The sequence below is a fragment of the Chromatium okenii genome (assembly GCF_002958735.1).
Classification (GTDB): Bacteria; Pseudomonadota; Gammaproteobacteria; order Chromatiales; family Chromatiaceae; genus Chromatium; species Chromatium okenii_A.
The window spans coordinates 849681-868008 of record NZ_PPGH01000037.1 but is presented as its reverse complement, the minus strand read 5'-3'; the positions used below and the strand labels follow the sequence as shown (position 1 = coordinate 868008).

At 52.4% G+C, this 18328-nt stretch carries 18 protein-coding genes and 6 pseudogenes; 10 read left to right on the top strand and 14 right to left on the bottom strand.

Annotation, left to right across the window (positions count from 1 at the left end; all coding sequences use genetic code 11):
• Positions 1-216 precede the first annotated feature (216 nt).
• The 5 genes from CXB77_RS16000 to queC are packed head-to-tail and all read right to left on the bottom strand — an operon-like array spanning position 217 to position 3739.
• Positions 217-1830, bottom strand: a complete 1614-nt coding sequence (locus tag CXB77_RS16000) for a DNA methyltransferase (protein WP_105074629.1) — start codon at positions 1828-1830, stop codon at positions 217-219.
• A gap of 41 nt (positions 1831-1871) precedes the next feature.
• Positions 1872-2012, bottom strand: coding sequence for a hypothetical protein (locus CXB77_RS19925; RefSeq protein ID WP_172452709.1), 141 nt, complete (start codon positions 2010-2012; stop codon positions 1872-1874).
• The gene (locus CXB77_RS15995) at positions 2000-2548 is read right to left on the bottom strand and encodes a 6-pyruvoyl trahydropterin synthase family protein (protein WP_242445782.1); all 549 of its coding nucleotides are present in this window, start codon (positions 2546-2548) and stop codon (positions 2000-2002) included. The genes CXB77_RS19925 and CXB77_RS15995 overlap by 13 nt, the downstream gene beginning before the upstream one ends.
• 6 nt (positions 2549-2554) lie before the next feature.
• Positions 2555-3016: a 6-carboxytetrahydropterin synthase QueD gene (locus CXB77_RS20560; RefSeq protein WP_146108851.1), complete on the bottom strand. Its 462-nt coding sequence runs from the start codon at positions 3014-3016 to the stop codon at positions 2555-2557.
• A 9-nt stretch (positions 3017-3025) separates the two neighbouring features.
• Positions 3026-3739 carry a 7-cyano-7-deazaguanine synthase QueC gene (queC, locus tag CXB77_RS15985; protein ID WP_242445781.1) on the bottom strand — a complete coding sequence of 238 codons (714 nt, stop codon included), beginning with the start codon at positions 3737-3739 and terminating at the stop codon, positions 3026-3028.
• A gap of 42 nt (positions 3740-3781) precedes the next feature.
• Here queC and CXB77_RS24075 point away from each other — a divergent pair, with 42 nt between their 5' ends.
• Both CXB77_RS24075 and CXB77_RS24070 read left to right on the top strand, forming a co-directional pair.
• Positions 3782-3949 carry a hypothetical protein gene (locus CXB77_RS24075; RefSeq protein WP_347338160.1) on the top strand — a complete coding sequence of 56 codons (168 nt, stop codon included), beginning with the start codon at positions 3782-3784 and terminating at the stop codon, positions 3947-3949.
• 124 nt (positions 3950-4073) lie between these two features.
• On the top strand, positions 4074-4466 hold the full coding sequence (locus CXB77_RS24070) for a cytochrome b/b6 domain-containing protein (protein ID WP_347338159.1): 393 nt from the start codon (positions 4074-4076) through the stop codon (positions 4464-4466).
• 63 nt (positions 4467-4529) lie between these two features.
• On the opposite strand, the gene CXB77_RS15975 is transcribed toward CXB77_RS24070, so the two are convergent.
• The gene (locus CXB77_RS15975) at positions 4530-5006 is read right to left on the bottom strand and encodes a c-type cytochrome (RefSeq protein WP_105074626.1); all 477 of its coding nucleotides are present in this window, start codon (positions 5004-5006) and stop codon (positions 4530-4532) included.
• A gap of 112 nt (positions 5007-5118) precedes the next feature.
• On the opposite strand from CXB77_RS15975, the pseudogene CXB77_RS15970 reads away from it, so the two are divergent.
• The 7 genes and pseudogenes from CXB77_RS15970 to CXB77_RS24785 form a co-directional block, all read left to right on the top strand.
• Positions 5119-6260: pseudogene (locus tag CXB77_RS15970) on the top strand (sigma-54-dependent transcriptional regulator); the annotation flags it as partial.
• Between the two features lie 342 nt (positions 6261-6602).
• Positions 6603-7877, top strand: a pseudogene (gene argA, locus CXB77_RS15965) (amino-acid N-acetyltransferase).
• Positions 7878-7979: 102 nt separating this feature from the next.
• Positions 7980-8963, top strand: coding sequence for a hypothetical protein (locus CXB77_RS15960; protein WP_105074625.1), 984 nt, complete (start codon positions 7980-7982; stop codon positions 8961-8963).
• A 1-nt stretch (position 8964) separates the two neighbouring features.
• Positions 8965-9474, top strand: a complete 510-nt coding sequence (locus CXB77_RS22410) for a hypothetical protein (RefSeq protein ID WP_277949419.1) — start codon at positions 8965-8967, stop codon at positions 9472-9474.
• The gene (locus CXB77_RS23300) at positions 9440-9685 is read left to right on the top strand and encodes a hypothetical protein (protein ID WP_277949418.1); all 246 of its coding nucleotides are present in this window, start codon (positions 9440-9442) and stop codon (positions 9683-9685) included. Before CXB77_RS22410 ends, CXB77_RS23300 begins: the two co-directional genes overlap by 35 nt.
• A gap of 224 nt (positions 9686-9909) precedes the next feature.
• Positions 9910-11441: pseudogene (locus tag CXB77_RS22405) on the top strand (mechanosensitive ion channel domain-containing protein); the annotation flags it as partial.
• A gap of 294 nt (positions 11442-11735) precedes the next feature.
• Positions 11736-12371 (top strand): mechanosensitive ion channel family protein, encoded by a 636-nt coding sequence (locus CXB77_RS24785; RefSeq protein WP_431520754.1) that lies wholly within the window; start codon positions 11736-11738, stop codon positions 12369-12371.
• A gap of 1 nt (position 12372) precedes the next feature.
• Here the strand turns inward: CXB77_RS24785 and CXB77_RS15950 are convergent, their stop codons facing one another.
• Positions 12373-12558, bottom strand: coding sequence for a PA3496 family putative envelope integrity protein (locus CXB77_RS15950; RefSeq protein ID WP_105072550.1), 186 nt, complete (start codon positions 12556-12558; stop codon positions 12373-12375).
• 86 nt (positions 12559-12644) lie between these two features.
• Here CXB77_RS15950 and CXB77_RS19920 point away from each other — a divergent pair, with 86 nt between their 5' ends.
• Complete coding sequence (locus CXB77_RS19920; protein ID WP_172452650.1) at positions 12645-12872, top strand: hypothetical protein; 228 nt, start codon at positions 12645-12647, stop codon at positions 12870-12872.
• Here CXB77_RS19920 and dsrE2 read toward each other — a convergent pair.
• From dsrE2 to CXB77_RS15920, 7 genes and pseudogenes are all read right to left on the bottom strand, one after another.
• Positions 12768-13245, bottom strand: a pseudogene (dsrE2, locus tag CXB77_RS15945) (sulfur carrier protein DsrE2). The gene CXB77_RS19920 and the pseudogene dsrE2 overlap by 105 nt on opposite strands.
• Before the next feature lie 80 nt (positions 13246-13325).
• Positions 13326-13554, bottom strand: a pseudogene (locus tag CXB77_RS15940) (sulfurtransferase TusA family protein).
• Between the two features lie 138 nt (positions 13555-13692).
• Positions 13693-15736 (bottom strand): annotated as a pseudogene (fusA, locus tag CXB77_RS15935) (elongation factor G).
• Positions 15737-15835: 99 nt separating this feature from the next.
• Positions 15836-16471, bottom strand: coding sequence for a c-type cytochrome biogenesis protein CcmI/CycH (locus CXB77_RS22395; RefSeq protein WP_242445778.1), 636 nt, complete (start codon positions 16469-16471; stop codon positions 15836-15838).
• Positions 16472-16573: 102 nt separating this feature from the next.
• The gene (gene ccmI / locus CXB77_RS22390) at positions 16574-17293 is read right to left on the bottom strand and encodes a c-type cytochrome biogenesis protein CcmI (protein WP_242445777.1); all 720 of its coding nucleotides are present in this window, start codon (positions 17291-17293) and stop codon (positions 16574-16576) included.
• Positions 17294-17303: 10 nt separating this feature from the next.
• Positions 17304-17786, bottom strand: coding sequence for a cytochrome c-type biogenesis protein (locus tag CXB77_RS15925; RefSeq protein ID WP_105074624.1), 483 nt, complete (start codon positions 17784-17786; stop codon positions 17304-17306).
• A complete protein-coding gene (locus CXB77_RS15920; protein ID WP_105074623.1) occupies positions 17787-18323 on the bottom strand; it encodes a DsbE family thiol:disulfide interchange protein in 537 nt (178 codons plus the stop codon).
• Between the last annotated feature and the right edge of the window lie 5 nt (positions 18324-18328).

Here is an 18328-nt window from a genome sequence, read left to right as displayed (position 1 = left end):
CGTGGCTATTACTGATAGCTCAGATATTTACCACACTCCCAGCGATTAAAAAATCTTGAAACCGTTGGGTATAAAAAACCGCATGTCTGACGAGTGCGGAATCCGCTTAGAGAGGTTTCGATTCCTCTTGCAAAAAATAAAAACACAGATAGAGCAGTGGCGTCAAGCAATTATTATTAACCGTGATTTAAATGCCGCTTGTGAATATAGCGCAATTCAAAACAATGCTTTTTGTGAATCATTCTTTGATGCCAACGCTGCCTTTTTGAAATTCAAACCGCCAGCAGCAAGATCGGGATAACGTGGGCGTTCGCTGCCATTCAATAATCCTTCAATCGTGAGGATTTGCAAGCGAGGATAACGTTGATCTGAGAATGCTGGCGTTTCATAAAAACCCGTTCCAGTCGCTTCAATTAACATCGGTTTTGTGGGCGGAGCGAGCGTGATAAATAAACCAATTGCTGCCTGTTCGCGGGTGACGACATGCGCCAAATCACGAATCATGGCAACACTGACATTTTCGCCACCTTTTACGGATACAACAATTTTATTCACGCTTTGCTTGTCATCCTGAAAAAAGATCAACCCGTCAATACCACCATCAGCACCTTTTTTCTTACCTTGAAATGGCTGCGCATTTACCAATGAACACGCCCACCATTGGAATTGATATTTATCGCGGGCAGCAAGATTACGCGCTCCCTCAAGGTCTTTTGGTGTGCCCTGAACATCAAAAGTAATGCTGGGAAAACTGTCACGCAATCGCTTTTCAATCAACGTGATTGCTAAATGCGTGATGTCAATTCCAATCCATTGCCGATTGAGACCATGCGCAGCATGAATTGCCGTACCGCAACCACAAAACGGATCAAGAATGACATCGCCTTCATTGCTGCTGGCGCGAATGATCCGCTCCAATAATGCCAGCGGTTTTTGTGTTGGATAACCCAACCGTTCTCCACCAGCAGGATTGATGTCATCCCAATTATTTTGTAATGGAACGCCGGGCATTTCATCAAGATAACGCTTATAAGCCGGCACTGTATTTGGTTTTGTTTGCACAATGCGTCCTTGTGCAATCAGTTGATCCATATTTTCTTTTGAATAGCGCCAACAACGTATTACACCCATCACCTCATAACTGGGATGACCTGTTGCTGCGCCACCGGGACCGGTTAAATTATCCAAGCGATAAACGCGCCCTGTTTCTGCTTCAATGTGACGATATGAGCGTTTAAGATAGTCTTCGCTATACGGCGTAAACAGCCAGTTCCATGTCCATTCGTTGGATTTTGTATAAAAATAAATCACATCACGAATGTTGCCATATTGTTTGCGTCCTTGTTTCGCGTCGCTATGCGCACTGGAGCGTTTCCAACTAATTTCGGTGCGGAAATTACCTTTTCCAAAGACTGCATCCAATAAGATTTTCAAATAGTGCGACGCAGTCGGATCACAATGTAAATAAAGCGAGCCAGTGGGTTTTAAGACGCGATGCAGTTCTAATAAACGGCTTGCCATCATAATGAGATATGCCATCATGTCATTGCTGCCGAGAAGTTTGCGCATTGCACCTAATAACTCAGTGACATTGGCATTCGATTGGAGAAGAATATCCGCCATTTCATGCTCGGCTTGTTCGCCCCAATGCCAAGTGTCTGTAAAGGCTTCAATCTGCGCGTGGCTATCGTGACTTTTTGGCGATTTGAATAACACATTATAATTAGCATTGGAATTAAACGGCGGATCAAGATAAATGAGATCAACCGATTCAGTTTCCAAATGCTCACGCAAAATGTTGAGATTATCGCCAAAATAAAGGGTATTCATTATTAATAGGCTCAGAGTTCAAAACGGCAATTGAAAGGCGTTCAATTTGTCCACCACAGCCCAGCGCCACAGCCCGGCGTTTCCTCAATTTCAATTCCATCGAGCGCAGGCAAAACGCTGGCAATTTCTCGCCGAATCCAGTGCGCCAATTCAATAGGATCGGCATTTGTTAATTGCGGCAATTGATCGGCCGATGATGATCGAGCTGGCGATAAACCGGCGTAAACAAGGTTTTAACGTCGCCATAATCGACCGTCCAACCCAGCACTGCATCCAACGGCGCACTGAGCAACAGCCGCAACAAATAACTGTGACCGTGCAACCGTCGCCGACCGTCGCCAGCCGGCGCATCGGGAAATTGCACTGCACTTTCAAAGCGTTGCTCTTTCCAAATGCGGAATTGTTGCCCGTCATAATGACAACCGGCGGTCGCGGTTTCGCACACCGTCACGCGGCGCAGCGTCGGCAATTGCGGCGCGAATCGTTGCCACAGCCACTGCGCCAGCAATTCGCTGGTCGGATTTTCTAAACCGGAAATGTCGTTGAGACAGGCGTGATGCAGTTCGGCGTGAAGCGGCTGCCACAGCGCATCAAGGTTATTGAACAAATCCCCCCAACCCCCTTTGCTAAAGGGGGGCTTTTCAATCTCTTTGCGAAAAGGGGGCTTTTCTCTTCCTCCCCCCTTTGAAAAAGGGGGTGCGGGGGGATTTCTCAACATGCACAATCACTTCAAAACCATGACCGTGCATTCGTCCGCATTGATGCCCAGCCGGAACGTTTGGCAACGATGCGCTGCTTCAAAGCGCCAGCGTCGCCACAATTCAATTTCCCCGCGCTCGCTCACCACCGCGCCTTGATCGGCAGTGCTGTCCACGCCGAGCTGCACCAGACCGGGCAGCGCCAGCCGCTCGCGCAGCCACATCGCCAACGCTGCATCATTCGGCAATGGCATGATTTCATTCAAATCGCAGTAATTCAGTGCGGCGACCTGCTCGGTCAACGCGGCGCTTAATTGCCCAGTCGCTGCGCCCGCAAATTGCGCCCAATCGGCTGGCAACTGCGCCCGCAGTCGCGCTGTAAAACTGTGACCATGCCGCCGTCGCGCCGGATGTCCGTCGGGCAAATTCGGCAATTGCCGCGCAGCGTGAAAAGTGGCATTCGCAAAATAAAATAGCTTGTCAGTCATCAACTTATCTCAAAAAGCAGCGGTTAACAGTGGATCGGAAACACCGGCTTCGGCAAATCCGCGAGCGCGGAGTAAACAGGAATCGCACTGTCCGCACGGGCGACCAGCGGGATCGGGATCGTAGCAACTGCACGTCAATCCATAATCAACGCCCAGCGCCATGCCTCGGCGAATGATGTCGGCTTTGCTCAACTCGAGCAGCGGCGCATGAACGCGAAAATGTGCTCGCCCTTCCACTGCCGCTGCCGTGGCTAAATTGGCCATTTGCTCAAACGCAGCGAGATACGCCGGGCGACAGTCGGGATAACCGGAATAATCCAGCGCGTTCACGCCGATAAAAATCGCCTCTGCGCCAAGCACTTCCGCCCACGCCAGCGCGAACGATAGAAAGACCGTATTCCGCGCTGGAACATAAGTGATGGGAATTCCGCTGCTCATCGCTGCCGTGTCGCGTCCTTTCGGCACGGTTAAATCAGCAGTCAATGCCGAACCGCCAAACCGCCGCAAATCAATTTCGGCGATGACATGTTCCGCCACGCCCTGCGCCGCAGCGACGCGACTCGCCGCAGCGAGTTCAATCACGTGCCGCTGCCCGTAGCGAAACGACAACGCATAAGGTGTGAAACCTTCCGTTTTAGCGATTGCCAGCGTCGTCGCTGAATCCAAGCCACCGCTCAAGAGCACGACTGCGCTCGTCTGTTTTCCGCGTGGTGTTTGCGCCACAATTAAATCCTTCCTAACCAAGTTATTCATGCTAAAAAATCAATGACTATCAAAACGATTCGCGTTTGGGATCTGCCCACGCGCCTCACCCACTGGCTGCTGTTTTTACTGGTGACGGCAGCGATGGTGACCGGATTATCCGGCGGCAATCTGATGGAATGGCACGGGCGCATTGGGCTGGGCATTTTAGGACTGCTGACTTCCGCCTGATCTGGGGCGTCATCGGTTCGACTTACGCCCGATTCCACCAATTCGTGCGCGGCCCGCAGCCATTCGCGCCTATCTGCGCGGCGACTGGCGCGGCGTTGGTCACAATCCACTCGGCGCATTATCGGTGCTGGCGCTGCTCGGTGCGCTGCTGCTGCAAACTGCCAGCGGCTTAATTGCCAACGACGACATCGCATTTAATGGACCGTTATATCCGCTCGTGACCTCGGCACTCAGTGGACAAGCCAGCGCCCTGCATCGAGAATTTTTCTGGTTGATCAGCGGCTTGGTTGGATTGCATCTCGGCGCGGTGCTGTTTTATACGCTGGGACGCGGCACATCGCTGATTCGTCCGATGTTGACTGGCTGCGTTGTGGTTGACGATTCGGCAGTACCAGCAGCGACTGGTGGCGGATGGTTGGCGTTGATTATCGCCATTGCTGGCGCGGCGCTGGTGGTGTGGCTGGCGAGTGGCGGAATGTTGACTGCTGCGCCGGTGCACAGCGTACCGAGCTGGTAAACACACAACAAAAAGGCCGCCCGCGTGGGCGACCTTCACAAGCAAAATCAAGCACTTTTTCGATCAATCGTCATCGTTGGCGCGAAACTTCTCGTGACAGTTTTTGCACGTTTTGCCGAGATCACCGAATGCGGTTTGCACTGCATCCTTGTCGCCTTCCGCCGCCACTTCAGCGAGGTTTTCTGCTGCATCGACGAACTCACGAGCAAGGCGTACTACTTCTTCGCCATTCTCTGGTTTGAATAGTTCTGGCTTGGCAAGAGTTTTATGTCCACCGACAGCTTGATCTGTGCCGGGTCCAAATAATGCGCTCATGCCGGAATTGGCAATGGCAGCAATTACATTGGCAGCATTGGCAACCTGATCTTGGTTGAATTCACCTTGCAGATTGCCTTTGATTTTGATCATGTTCCACGCCATGAAGCTGTAACCAGCCTGACGAAATTCAATCTGATCTTCGGGTTTGAGATCAGCAAATGCGGGAGTCACGAGCATGTAAGTCAAAACGCCGATAGCGGTACTGGCAAGCACTCGATTCATGGAAAAAACTCTCTGGTGATGATTTGATAAGGAGCCACAAGATTAGGGCAATCTGCGAGCGCATCAAAGGACTATCGCTTGAAAATTCCCACAACCACTGGGCGGGCTGCCGATGAATAAGGCTTTAGCACTCGTCGTCGATGACGAGGTCGATATTCTTGATCTGCTCAAGATCACGCTCAAAAGAATGGAAGTGCAGGCGTTGACTGCATCGACGCTGCCGAAGCGCGGCAGCAATTGGAGCGTAATCGGTTTGATTTATGTTTAACCGATATGAACCTGAGCGACGGTTCGGGGCTGGAACTGATTCGTACATCAGCGAGCACCATCCGCAGCTTCCGGTGGCGATGATTACCGCGCACGGCAACATGGAATCGGCAGTGCTGGCGATGAAAGCGGGCGCGTTCGATTTCGTCGCCAAACCCGTTGATTTGCATTGTTGCGGCGATTAGTCGGCTCGGCGCTCAAATTGCGCGGACGCAGCGGCGCGAGTGATGGCGAAGTGCAACTGCTCGGCGATTCTCCGCGATGGAGCAAATTCGGCGGTTAATCAACAAGCTGGCGCGGCATCAAGCGCCAGTGTTCATCACCGGCGAAAGCGGCACCGGTAAAGAATTGGCGGCGCGACTCATTCACGCGCAAGGTCCGCGCAGTGAAGGGCGTTTTGTCGCAGTCAATTGCGGCGCGATTCCGTCGGAATTGGTGGAAAGCGAATTGTTCGGGCATAAAAAAGGCAGCTTCACCGGCGCGATTGGCGACAAAGAAGGCTTGTTTCAGGCTGCCGAGGGCGGAACGCTGTTTCTCGACGAAGTAGCGGATTTACCGCTGCTGGCGCAGGTCAAACTGCTGCGGGCGATTCAGGAAAAGCGGGTGCGTCCGATTGGAACCCAGCGCGAAGTGCCGGTTGATGTGCGGATTATCAGCGCCAGCCACCGCGATCTGAACGTTGAAGTGGAGCAAGGGCGATTTCGGCAAGATTTGTTTTATCGCATCAATGTCATCGAGTTACGAATGCCGGCGCTGCGCGAACGTCCGCAAGATATTCCGCTGCTCGCCGCACAGATTCTGCGCCGACTCGCGCCCGCACCGGATGGCGAAACAGCAGCATTGACATTGACATCCGCTGCGATTGCCGCGCTGCAACAGCAATCGTTTCACGGCAACGTGCGCGAATTGGAAAATATCTTGGAGCGAGCAATTGCGCTCGGTGACGGCGATCTGATTGATATTGATGATCTTTATTTGAAAACTGCGCCGATTGAAGAAATCCCCCCCGGCCCCCCTTTCAAAGGGGGGAGTTAAATCCCCCCGGCCCCCCTTTTTCAAAGGGGGGAGGAAGAAACGCCCCCGTTTGGAAAAGGGCACGAAAAGCCCCCCTTTAGCAAAGGGGGGTTGGGGGATTTGATGAAACCGGGCGGTTAGAAGGATTTAAAAATTTCAATCACGCCGCCGCTGCCCAAGCTCTCGGCATCAGCGAACGTTCATTACATTGGCGTTTGATCGCGCTGGGTCTCGAACCACGCCCAGCGCCAGCAGCATCAACTCCTCAAATAAAAGGAAATAACCTTGTCTGACCGTGATCCTTTTGTGGACTGGATGCGCCATGCCACGCCGTATATTCACGCGCATCGTGGTCGCACTTTCGTCATCGCGTTCGGTGGCGAAGCAGTGGCAGATGCGCAATTTCCCAGCCTCGTGCACGACATCGCGCTGCTGCACGGCTGCGGCATTCGACTGGTGCTGGTGCACGGAACGCGCCCACAAATTGAGGAGCGGCTGGCGCAGCACGGCGCACAACTGCGTTATATCAATGGCTTGCGCATCACTGACGCCACGCATTGCGCTGCGTAAAAGAAGCAGCGGGCATGGTGCGCGTGGAATTGAGGCACTGCTGTCGCTCGGTCTCGCCAATTCGCCGATGGCTGGTGTGCATATTCCGGTCGTGTCCGGCAACGTCATCACCGCCCGTCCGCTCGGCGTGATTGATGGCGTGGATTACGGTCACACCGGCGCAGTGCGGCGCGTCGATCACGGCATGTTGCGGGCGTGCTCGATCAAGGCGCAGTGGCGCTGATGCCACCGCTGGGTTATTCGCCGACCGGCGAGGTGTTCAATCTCAGCGCAGCAGATGTTGCTCGCAGCACTGCCGTTGCGCTCAACGCCGATAAGCTGATTTTTTATTGGAAAATAGTGCTGAAACCGGCACGTCGCGTTTATTGCCGAATTTGCTGGCGCGAGAAGTAGACGCGCTGTTAACCAACGCCCGATCTGCATTCAGAAATTGCTGCCTGTTTACGCGCTGGCGCGGATGCGTGTCGTCACGGCGTGCGGCGCGTGCATTTGGTAGCGCGGCGACAAAATGGGGCGCTGCTGCGCGAACTGTTCACCCGCGACGGCAGCGGAACGCTCATTTCCGCTGAACCTTACGAAACGCTGCGCCCGGCGCATATCAACGATGTCGCCAGCATTTTGGAGCTGTTGCAGCCGCTGGAAGAACGTGGCGTGTTGGTGCGCCGCTCGCGGGAACGGCTCGAAACCGAAATTGACCGTTTCGTGTTGACCGAGCGTGATGGTTTGGTCACGGCCTGCGCAGCGTTATACGACTATCCGCAAGAAGGCATGGCGGAGCTGGCGTGTTTAGCGGTGCATTCCAATTATCGCGGAGCGCGACGTGGTGAACGGCTACTGGAACATTTGGAACATCAAGCGCGTACCCGTGAAATCAAACGATTATTCGTGCTGACGACGCAGACTGCGCATTGGTTTCAAGAACGCGGTTTTCAACCCGCTGGTTTGGATGCGCTGCCGATGGTCAAACAGGCGCTGTATAACTTTCAACGTCAATCTAAAGTGTTTATTAAATCACTGTGAATTGATGTGGCTTTTTTGTGCTAAAGTCTATATCTGAATTGTTGATATTTATTTTTTAATCAGCAATAGGTGCATTAGAAATCAATTTACTGGAGTTTTAAAATGGTACGTTTCCGTTTTTATGAGCAAATTGCAACAAACAACGATGATTTTCTTCCTGCGGCAGCACGTCAAACAACATTTGCTTTAGGTGGCAATGACACCATTATCGCGTCCAGCTTCACAGCAACTGATTTTAGTGATGGTCAATTTGTCGCTGGCGGTTTAGGAAATGACACCTATATCTCCGTTAAAAACTCAACTCTTGCTGTGATTGATACTGGAGGATTTGATAAGCTAGTCATCAACGACTATTGGTTGAACAATCCGAACGTTTATCTTGCAACGGTTGAGAATCAACATCTTTTTGCATATAACCTTGCTTCTGGACAAGAAGTTTTGATTGCTAACTGGCTTAGTGAAGCAGGACGAATTGAAGAGATACAACTTGCTGATGGCGTGTACTCATATTCACAAATACTTGACGCAATCACAAAAAGTTCAAATTTTGTAGAGAATTTGACGACTGCCGATCTCGTCGAAGCGAAGATATTACCAGCAGGCACCACTGCCGATGATCTTGCTGAGTTTTTTAATTACGTTATTGCGCGTGAATCGGAGCTTTCTGGAACGACCACGCCTGTTGTGACTGCGATCCCAATTGCTGTAGTTTTATCTCCAGCTCCAATCATTGAAATCGCTGGCCTTGATGATAATTTTTACTTGGTAAAATATCCTGATATTGCTGCAAGTGGTATGGATCCAGATTTACATTTTGCGACGTTTGGCTGGCAAGAAGGTCGTGATCCGAATGCGTGGTTTGATACCGATTGGTATTTAATGCAGAACCTTGATGTTGCAGCAGCCGGATTAAATCCACTCGAACATTATTGGGACTATGGCTGGAAAGAAGGGCGCAATCCTTCACCAACATTTAATACCAATGCGTATCTAACGGTTAATCCTGATGTAGCTGTAGCAGGCGTAAATCCTTTGGAACATTGGTTGTTTTATGGAGAATCTGAGGGGCGTCCATTAGGGTTTTAACATGATTATTTCAGTGCATTATTTGTGGTATCCGTTTGTATCACGTATTGCAGTTTTTTTTTGTGTGCTTTTGCTCGCCGCGCCCGTGCTGGCTGATGCGCCCGCCGCAAGCGCCACCACGCTGCCGACAACGGCTCAACTCACCGCCAAACTCACCGAAGTGCAGGCCGCCACCGGCTTGGATGAAACGGTCAAAGCGAGTCTGATTGAGCAATACCGGCGGGCGCAGTCAAATTTGGAAGACATCAATAATTTCAATGCGAAAGCAGCGGATTTCACCGAATCGCTGAAAACCGCACCACCAGCCACTGCGCTGCTGCTCAAACAACTGAAAAACGCGCCAGCGCCGACTGCCGTTGATCCCACGCTGGCGCAGTTGACGGCAGCGGACATCAATCAGCGATTAAGTCAGGTGCTGGCTGACGTGGCGCAGCAGGAAACAAATCTCAGCGAGTTTGAAAAACAGATTAATTCCAGTGTCGAACGTCCGGCGCAGTGCGGCTGCGTTTGACGAATTAAAACAACAGCTTGATCAGCTTGACGTGAAGCTGCATCAACCGACCGCCGCAGGTGAAGCGCCGGAATTGGCGCAAGCTCTGCGCTGGGCACTGGAAACTCAGCGCGAGGCGTGGTGGGCGGAAAGTCGAATGCTGGAGCAGGAATTGCTCAGTCAGGCAGTGCGTGAGGCGCTGTATAAAGCGCAGCGCGATCAAACGCACTGACGTTGCAGGGTTTGAAACTGCGGCAACAGGCACTGGAAGCGCAGCAAAATCAACGCCGTACCGCTGAAGCTGAAGCTGCGCAACGTGCTTCCGAGCAGGCGCAGCGTAAAGCGGAAAATAAAGACCCGCTGGTGCAGAAATTGACCCAGCAAAATGTGGACATCACTGATTCCATCGGGAAATTAGCGCAGCAGCTTGACGGGTTAAATCAAGAACTCAACGGCATGACCGCCGAGCGCAAACGGATTGAGCAAGGTTTTCGGAGTGCGAAACAGCGTCTTGATGCTGCCGGATTGAGTAAGGCGCTGGGACAAATTCTGCTGGATGATCGCCAGCAACTGCCAGATTTGCGCCAACTGCGTAAAACCATCAATGAGCGCGAAAACGACATTGCTGAGGCGACGCTGCGGCAGATTCATTACCGCGAGCAGGAGCGCCAGCTCCGCGATGAAGATGGTTATCTCACAACATTACTCGCTGCTGCATTGGGCGAATCGATAGACCCAAATGTTGACAGCCCCAACGCAGTACTGCGTAAACAACTCAGCTTGACTTTGGCACAACGTAAACCGTTGTTGGCGCAGGCACTGAAAGTTGAAGACGACTACATCCGTCAACTCAGCGAACTGAATTACGCTGCCGAGCAGGTGGTGCAAATTGCCACTGCTTACGATGCGTTCCTCGCCGAGCGGTTGCTGTGGGTGCGCAGTGCGCCAGCGGTCAGTTTGGACACGTTAACGGGATTACCGACGGCGCTGCTGTGGCTGGGATCGTGGAACGGCTGGCGCGATGTGGCGACCGTTCTGGTCACGCAAATTCCGCGCAATCTGTTATTTTGGTTGGAATTATTCGGCGTAATCCTGCTGTTTTGGAAACGCAGCGCGTTGCAACGGGCGATCCAAACCAGCGCCGTGCCGCTGCGTCAGGTGCACAGCGACCGCGTGTCATTCACGTTACACGCTCTGGGTTTGACGCTGCTCGTGGCGCTGCCGTTGCCGCTGTTGATCTGGCTCATCGGACAACAATTGCAAACGGCAGTGGAGGCGACAACCTTTGCCCGAGCGTTCGGCATGGCGCTGGTTGAGATTGCCTTTGGGCTGTATTACCTGCGGGCATTTCGCACGCTGTGCCTTCCCAATGGTGTAGCGGATCGACATTTCCGCTGGCGCAGCGACACGGTCAAACGGCTGCGGCGCGATTTCGACGGCTTTACTTGGTATGTCATTCCGGTGGCGCTGCTCACGGTGATGATTTTTCGTCACAACGATCCGTTTACACCAACAGCCTCGGTCGTCTGATGCTGGTGGCGAACATGATCGGATTTGCAGTGCTGTTTGCGCGACTGCTCAATCCTCAGCACGGAGTTTTGACGCCGCTACTGCTCGCCGCACCCACTGGCTGGCTCAACCGCCTGCGTTATCTGTGGTTTTTCGGCATCGTGGGCTTGCCGCTGGTGCTCGCAGGGCTGGCGTTGGTGGGCTACGTCTACACGGCCGGCGTGCTGTTTCAATCGCTGGTGTACCAAACATGGCTGGCGCTGGCGCTGGTCGTCATTCACCAATTGATTGTGCGCTGGCTCATGGTGGCGCGGCGACGGCTGGCGCTACAGGCGGCGCTTGATCGGCAAGCAGCACGGCGAGCACCGGCAGAAGTAGAAGAATTGCTGGAAACTCCCGAACCTGATTTAGCGGCACTCGATGAACAAACCCGTCATCTGATTAACGCAGCGATTTTTTTCAGCGCAGTTGGCGGCTTTTGGTTGACCTGGTCGGAAGTATTACCGGCGTTCACTTTATTTGAGCAATTCGCGCTCTGGCATTACAGCGGTGTAGTGGATGGGCAAATCCAGTTAATTCCCGTCACCGTCGCTGATGTTGGATTAGTGCTCGTAATTCTATTGATTGCGGTCATTGCCGCAAAAAATTTACCGGCGCTATTGGAAATCGTGCTATTGCAAAGTGATTCAGTCTCGGCGGGTGGACGCTATGCAATTAAAACACTGGTGCGTTATTTCATCATTGCCACTGCTTTTTTATTAGCGTTTAACGCCATGGGATTTAATTGGTCGCAAGTGCAATGGCTCGTCGCAGCATTGAGCGTTGGCATTGGTTTTGGGTTACAAGAAATCGTCGCCAACTTTGTGAGTGGTTTGATTATTCTATTCGAGCGCCCAGTGCGCGTCGGTGACATCGTAACCATTGGCGAAACTTCCGGCATCGTGACCAACATTCAAATCCGTGCTACCACCATTCGCAACTGGGACAAGCAGGAGCTGTTAGTTCCAAATAAGGAATTCATCACTGAACGGTTATTGAATTGGACGCTTACCGACCAGCAAAACCGAATTAGCATTCCGATTGGGCTTGAATATGGCAGCGACACACAATTGGCGCTAAGGGTATTAAAACAAATTGCCCAGAACAATGAGCGCGTACTTGATGATCCTGAACCCTTAGTCAGTTTTGATGGTTTTGCGGATAATGCCTTGACGATCACGCTGCGCTGTTATTTAGGAACTGTTGATGGACGTATTGACGTGATTACCGAATTACATCAAACGATTTATGAGACCTTTGCTGAACAGGGTTTAGTCATGGCATTCCCGCAACGCGAGGTGCATTTATCTGCTCGCCAACCGCTAGAAATCCATCTCCAGCGTTCACCGCTACCGCCCGCGGCAGCCTGAGTTATTCATTCAATTCATCGAATTCTGGGTCATCAAGCAGCTCGCGCAAGCGTTTGATTTCGCGCATGTGTTCAATGCGACGACGAATATCAAGGCTGGCTGCTTGTTGACTGCGTGATTCTTGATGGGTCAGCGGTGGAATACGCTCCACAACCTCCTGTCCATAGCTGTTTTCAGTATCTAACATGGTTTATACCTCAGTGGATAACGGAATCAAGATAGGCGGCGTATAACAGAAATTGCCGTCCATTAAAAGTAGTTTTTTGCGATTTAGTGAAGCGCAAAAGCCTCATTACAGTGAATTGTTTTGGAATGATTGCAGCGTGTTGTTGCAACATTAAGACGCAAAAACGCCGCCCGCAGGCGGCGTTTTCAACAGCATTTTCGAGCGCCGTTTTAGATATAAAGGCAGATATCGCTCTCGCCAGCGAATTCAAAAAAAGCTGCCGCACCAGCGTATTCTATGCCATCAATAAAGTTGTCTTTATCCATATCGAATAGATCAACAGTCATCTGGCACGCGACCATTTTCACTTCCGCTTCTTGACACAGTTCACGCAGTACTTCAAGACTGGCAACCCTTATCTTTCATCTTCTTTTTCATCATGGCCGTCATCATGGCCTGCATTCCCGGCAGCGCCAAACCGAGCACTGGAAACCATTTATCCATTCCCAGCGGCATGGGCATTCCTGGATTGCCCAGCGGCGTTACTTCTAATGCCAAATCCTTCTTCAGTAATTGCAGACCATAGAACGTGAAGAAGATTTGAACTTCATAGCCCAGCGCAGAAGCGGTAGAAGCTAAAATGAATGGCGGATACGCCCAATCTAATGAGCCTTTGGTGGCGATAATCGCTAGTTTTTTGGGTTCCATTGCGTCCTCCTCGCAAGTCGCAATTGCCTTGCGAGTTTATTATTAAAGGTTGATTCGGAATGCGCCGCAATAGAACGCGCTCAGGACTTTTTAATCAGGAAATGGAACTTGCCGCCTTCTTCTTTGGATTCCATCAATTCATTGCCGGTCTGCTTGGCGAAGGCATCAAAATCCTTCACTGAACCGGGATCGGTTGCCACGATGTGCAGCACCTGACCGCTCGCCATGGCGTTCAGGGTTTTTTAGCACGCAGAATCGGTAAAGGACAATTCAGCCACTTGCATCGAGTTCTTGATCAAAATCTGCCATTCGTTTTCTCCGGTTTGTGATTGATACGTTTTGTTAAACACCAAGACGCAGTTTTATAAATGAAATCAGCAAAGAAGGCAACTGAAATCAATTGCCTGCAATGCGTATTTCAAGCATCCACTGCGTCTTTGAAATCGCTCAGTCGTCAGCGCGTTGATAGGCATCCGCCATCTGCTTTTGAATGTTGGCGGGCACCGGATCGTAATGGCTCAATTCAATGCTGTAAGTGCCCTCGCCGCCCGTCAGCGCCTTGAGCCGCGCATCGTAGCCAGACAATTCCGCCAGCGGCACTTCGCCTTCAATCAGAATCCGCCCGCGACTTTGGGTTTCGCTGCCGTTGATGCGCCCGCGCCGTCCCGACAAATCGCCGGCCAAATCGCCCATCGCCGTGTCCTGCGCAGTGATGCGAATTTTAACAATCGGCTCCAAAATCACCGGCTGCGCTTTCAACACCGCGTCAACAAACGCCTTGCGCCCCGCAGTTGCAAAAGCGATGTCTTTAGAATCAACGGGATGGAATTTACCATCGTACACCGTGACCTTCACATCTTGCAGCGGATAACCAGCAATCGCGCCCTCATCAAGCACTTGGCGCACGCCTTTTTCAATCGACGGAATGAAATTGCCGGGAATCACGCCGCCGACCACTGCGTCGATAAATTCAAAACCCGCGCCCCGCGCATTCGGCTCCACCCGCAAAAACACCTCGCCGAATTGCCCGCGCCGCCGGTTTGCTTTTTGTGGCGATGATGCCCTTCCGCCTTGCCGACGATTGTCTCGCGGTACGGCACACTCGGCGGATGGGTTTCCACCTCAACGTGGAAATTCTCAGACAACCGCCGCAGCAACACGCGCAGATGTAGCTCGCCCAACCCGCGAATGATGGTCTCGTTCGCCGCTGCGTTGTGTTCAATGTGAAAACAAGGGTCTTCAGATTCCAATTTGTGCAGCGCGTCAGTCAATTTCTGCTCATCGCCGCGCTTGGTCGTGTTAATCGCCAGCCCAAACAGCGGTAACGGACATTCCAAACTGGCAAGGTGGAAATGATCCTCGTCGTGCGAATCGTGCAGCACTGCGTCAAAGTGAATGTCATCGACTCGCGCCACTGCGAGAATATCGCCGGGCACACCCTCGGCAACTTCAATCAATTCTGTTCCGTGCAACCGATACAAGTGATTGACTTTGAATGGCTTTCGCGCATTGCCGACGAACAGTTGCGCACCAGTGACGATGCGCCCCTGATGAATTCGAAATATGCCGAGCTTGCCGCGAAACGGATCGTTGATGACTTTGAACACATGCGCGACGACGTGTTGCTTGGGATCGGGCGTGACCGTCACCGGCTCCACCGCTGCGCCCTCGCCTTTCAAAAACGGCGGCGGATTGCCTTCGGACGGATTCGGCATCAGCCGCGCCAGAATCTCCAGCAATTCAGGAATGCCCGCGCCGGTCTGCGCCGAGACAAAACAGATCGGAATTAAATGCGTCTCGCGCAGCGCCTTCTCGAACGGATCGTGGAGCTGTTCGGGCGCAAGGTCTTGACCCTGCTCCAAATAAATCTCCATCAGCGCCTCGTCCACCTCAACGACTTGGTCAATGATGTGGCTGTGCGCATCCTCAACCGAGGTGAAATCCGCGCCAGCGCCGGTCGGCTGAAAAAAGCAATCGACCACGCGCTTGCCGCCATCGCTGGCAAATTGATCGGCAAACATTCCGCGCCAAAAGTCTCGCGGATTTGCTCGGTGAGCGCAGCGAGATCGACATCTGGCGCATCAATCTGGTTGACGATAATCAGCCGACACAAATTGCGCTTATCCGCCGCTTTCATCATGCGGATGCTCATCGGCTCAATGCCGGACTGCGCATTGATGACCAGTGCTGCTGTTTCCACTGCCGCCAGCACCGAAATGCTGCGGCCGAGAAAATCTGCTGCGCCGGGCGTGTCAATCACATTGATGTGCTTGCCAGCCGTATTAAAGCTAGTGATTGCGGCATCGAGCGAGTGTTGCAGCTCCTTTTCGAGTGGATCGAAATCGCACACCGTCGAGCCGCGAGCGATGCTGCCAGGCGCGGCGATGACGCCAGTCGCTGCCAGCAACGCCTCAACCAAGGTGGTTTTACCAGCGCCAGCGTGACCGACGAGGGCGATATTGCGGACATCCTCAGCGTTGTAATCAGACATCAGTAATCCTGTGCATGGTGCGATGAGTGAAACACAGGGCAAGCAGATTGCCCTGTAACCTGAAATGTGACCAAACGAAGTATACGGAATTGGTCGGGATTAAGGACGCACTCGGTCAATGGTGACGGCCACTGCTGCGGTGGTATTCGCTGCCAACGGCGCAGTTTCGCCTTCCAAATCGCCTGTTTGCGGCATCGCTTCGCCGCTGGCTGAAATCCGCGCTCCGACAATTACTTCCGAAAATGCTGATAAACGCAGTGCGGGCATCAGCGCCGAGCTGTCATCCAAAGTCACGGTTTGCGGCAAATCCTTCACGGTCAAGCGCACTGCGGCCAGCGGCATTGGCGGACCATTCGCAGCGCGAGCAAACACAAATACTGCTTGATCGGGCGAGGTTTGTGCTACCAGCGCCGGATCGAGTGTGACCGTGACCTGCAACGCTGGAGTGTTGTCGGCAGCGATGGGTTGTGCCACTGGCGTTTCCTGAGTGGCGCTGGCGCTGGTTTCCGTAACGGGCGCAGTCTCAGCGACGGTTGCAGTCGAAACCGGCGCAGTTGCCGCAGTGACTGGCGCATCTGCTGGCGCAACGGGCGCATCAGTGGTGGATTGCACGTCAGTGATTGGCGCGGGCGCAGGTTGTTCACTGAGGCGCTGTTTGGCCGCCGCGATCAATTCACCGAGATTTTTTGCTTCCTCTCCGCCCGGTTCTAATTCCGCCGCAATGCTCTGCCACATTTCCAATGCGCTTGATAATTGCCTTGCCGATACGCCACCACGCCGCGCAACCAACGCGCCGTCGCATTCGTCGGTTCGCGCTGCAACACCGCGTTAATCAATTCAGTTGGCGACCGCCAAATTGCTGCTGTCGCTGGTGACGACGAGCGATTCGGCATAAGCCAGCATCACTTCAATCTGCGTGGGCGCGAGCGCAAACGCTTTGGCAACTGCGACCAATCCACGCTCGCGGTTTTCCAACGCAAAATAGGTGCGACCGAGCATCAGCCAGCCGTCAACGCTGGCGGGATCGGCTTTCAACCGCTCTTCCAGCCGCTGCGCCAAGACATCCAATGACGGCGCATCCTGATCGTTTGTTGCTGCCGGAGTGCTTGCTGCCAGTTGCAATTGCGTGATGAGCGCCGGATTGCCGAGTAACCAATACAACCCCAGCGCCAGTGCCGGAATGCCGATACCCAAAATGGTCGCCAACACCGTTTCTCGCAAAATCCCCCCCTGCCCCCCTTTTTCTAAGAGGGGAGTTTCAAGCCCCCCTTCAGCAAAGGACTCAGAAAGCCCCCCTTTGGAAAAGGGGGGTTGGGGGGATTGATCCAAATCATGCAGCAGATCGCGTTCCAGATCGCGGCGAGCAGCAACATATTGATCTTGATCGAGAAATCCCGCGCTGAGATCAGCGTCCAATTCACTGATTCGCTGCTGAAACACTTCGAGATTAAGCGCGTCTTGTGCTGGCGCAGTCGCTAGCGGCGCAGGTCGCAGTAACGGCGGCAGAATGAATGCGAGCGCCAGCACGATCAGCGCAACAATAAGAATCCAGAACATTATCATTGAGTTAATCGCCGGTTTTGGTGAGAAGTTGCCGCAAACGCGCCTGTTCCGCGTCCGTTAAATCCTGTTCAGGCGCAGCTTTTTTGCGTTGCAGAGCGCGGAAAAGCAATACACCGCAAATTCCAATGAATACAAAAGGACCAAACCACAGCACATAAGTCGCAGGTTTTAATGGCGGTTCATACAATACGAAATCGCCATAACGAGCGACCAGAAAATCAATAACTTCAGTGCGACTTTTACCTTCACGCATCATTCGATAAATCTCTTTGCGCAAATCCTGCGCCACGCCAGCTTGCGAGCCAGCGAGTGATTCGTTTTGACACACTAAACAACGCAATTCGCCAATGAGATTATGAAATGCTTCCGTTTGCGCAGGGTCATCGAATGTGAATTGCTCCAACGTATAAGCCTGAACGTTGCCAATTGCCAGCGCAGCAGTCAATAATGCCGTTGCCAAAACGAATTTGAAATCACAGATGTTCATTTATTGATTCCGATACTGTTTAATAATCGGCAGAATTTCTTTTTCCCATACATCTCGATCAATTGGTCCAATCCGTTTGTGACGAATAATGCCCTGCGTATCCACCACAAAAGTTTCCGGTGCACCATAAACGCCCCAATTGATGCCAGCCTGATTGTCGGGATCAAATAGAATAGCAGAGTAGGGATCGCCAAATTGTTCGAGCATTTGCAACGCTTGGGGGCGCGTGTCTTTCCAATTAAACCCAATGACTTGAATATCATTCTCGCGGGCAATTTGCATTAATTCGCTGTGCTCCTGCCGACACGATGGACACCATGACGCCCATACATTCACCAGCGACATCTTGCCGCGCAAAATGTCCTGCGTCAGCATTTCATTTGCATCTTTTAATGATTGCAGCGTGAATGTCGGCGCAGGTTTATCAATCAATGGTGACGGCACTTTGCGCGGATCAAGTTGCAAACCGTAAAACAATAGCGCAGCTAACACGAGAAAAATCACTAATGGAATTAAAGCACGAGATGTAGTTGACATGAGTG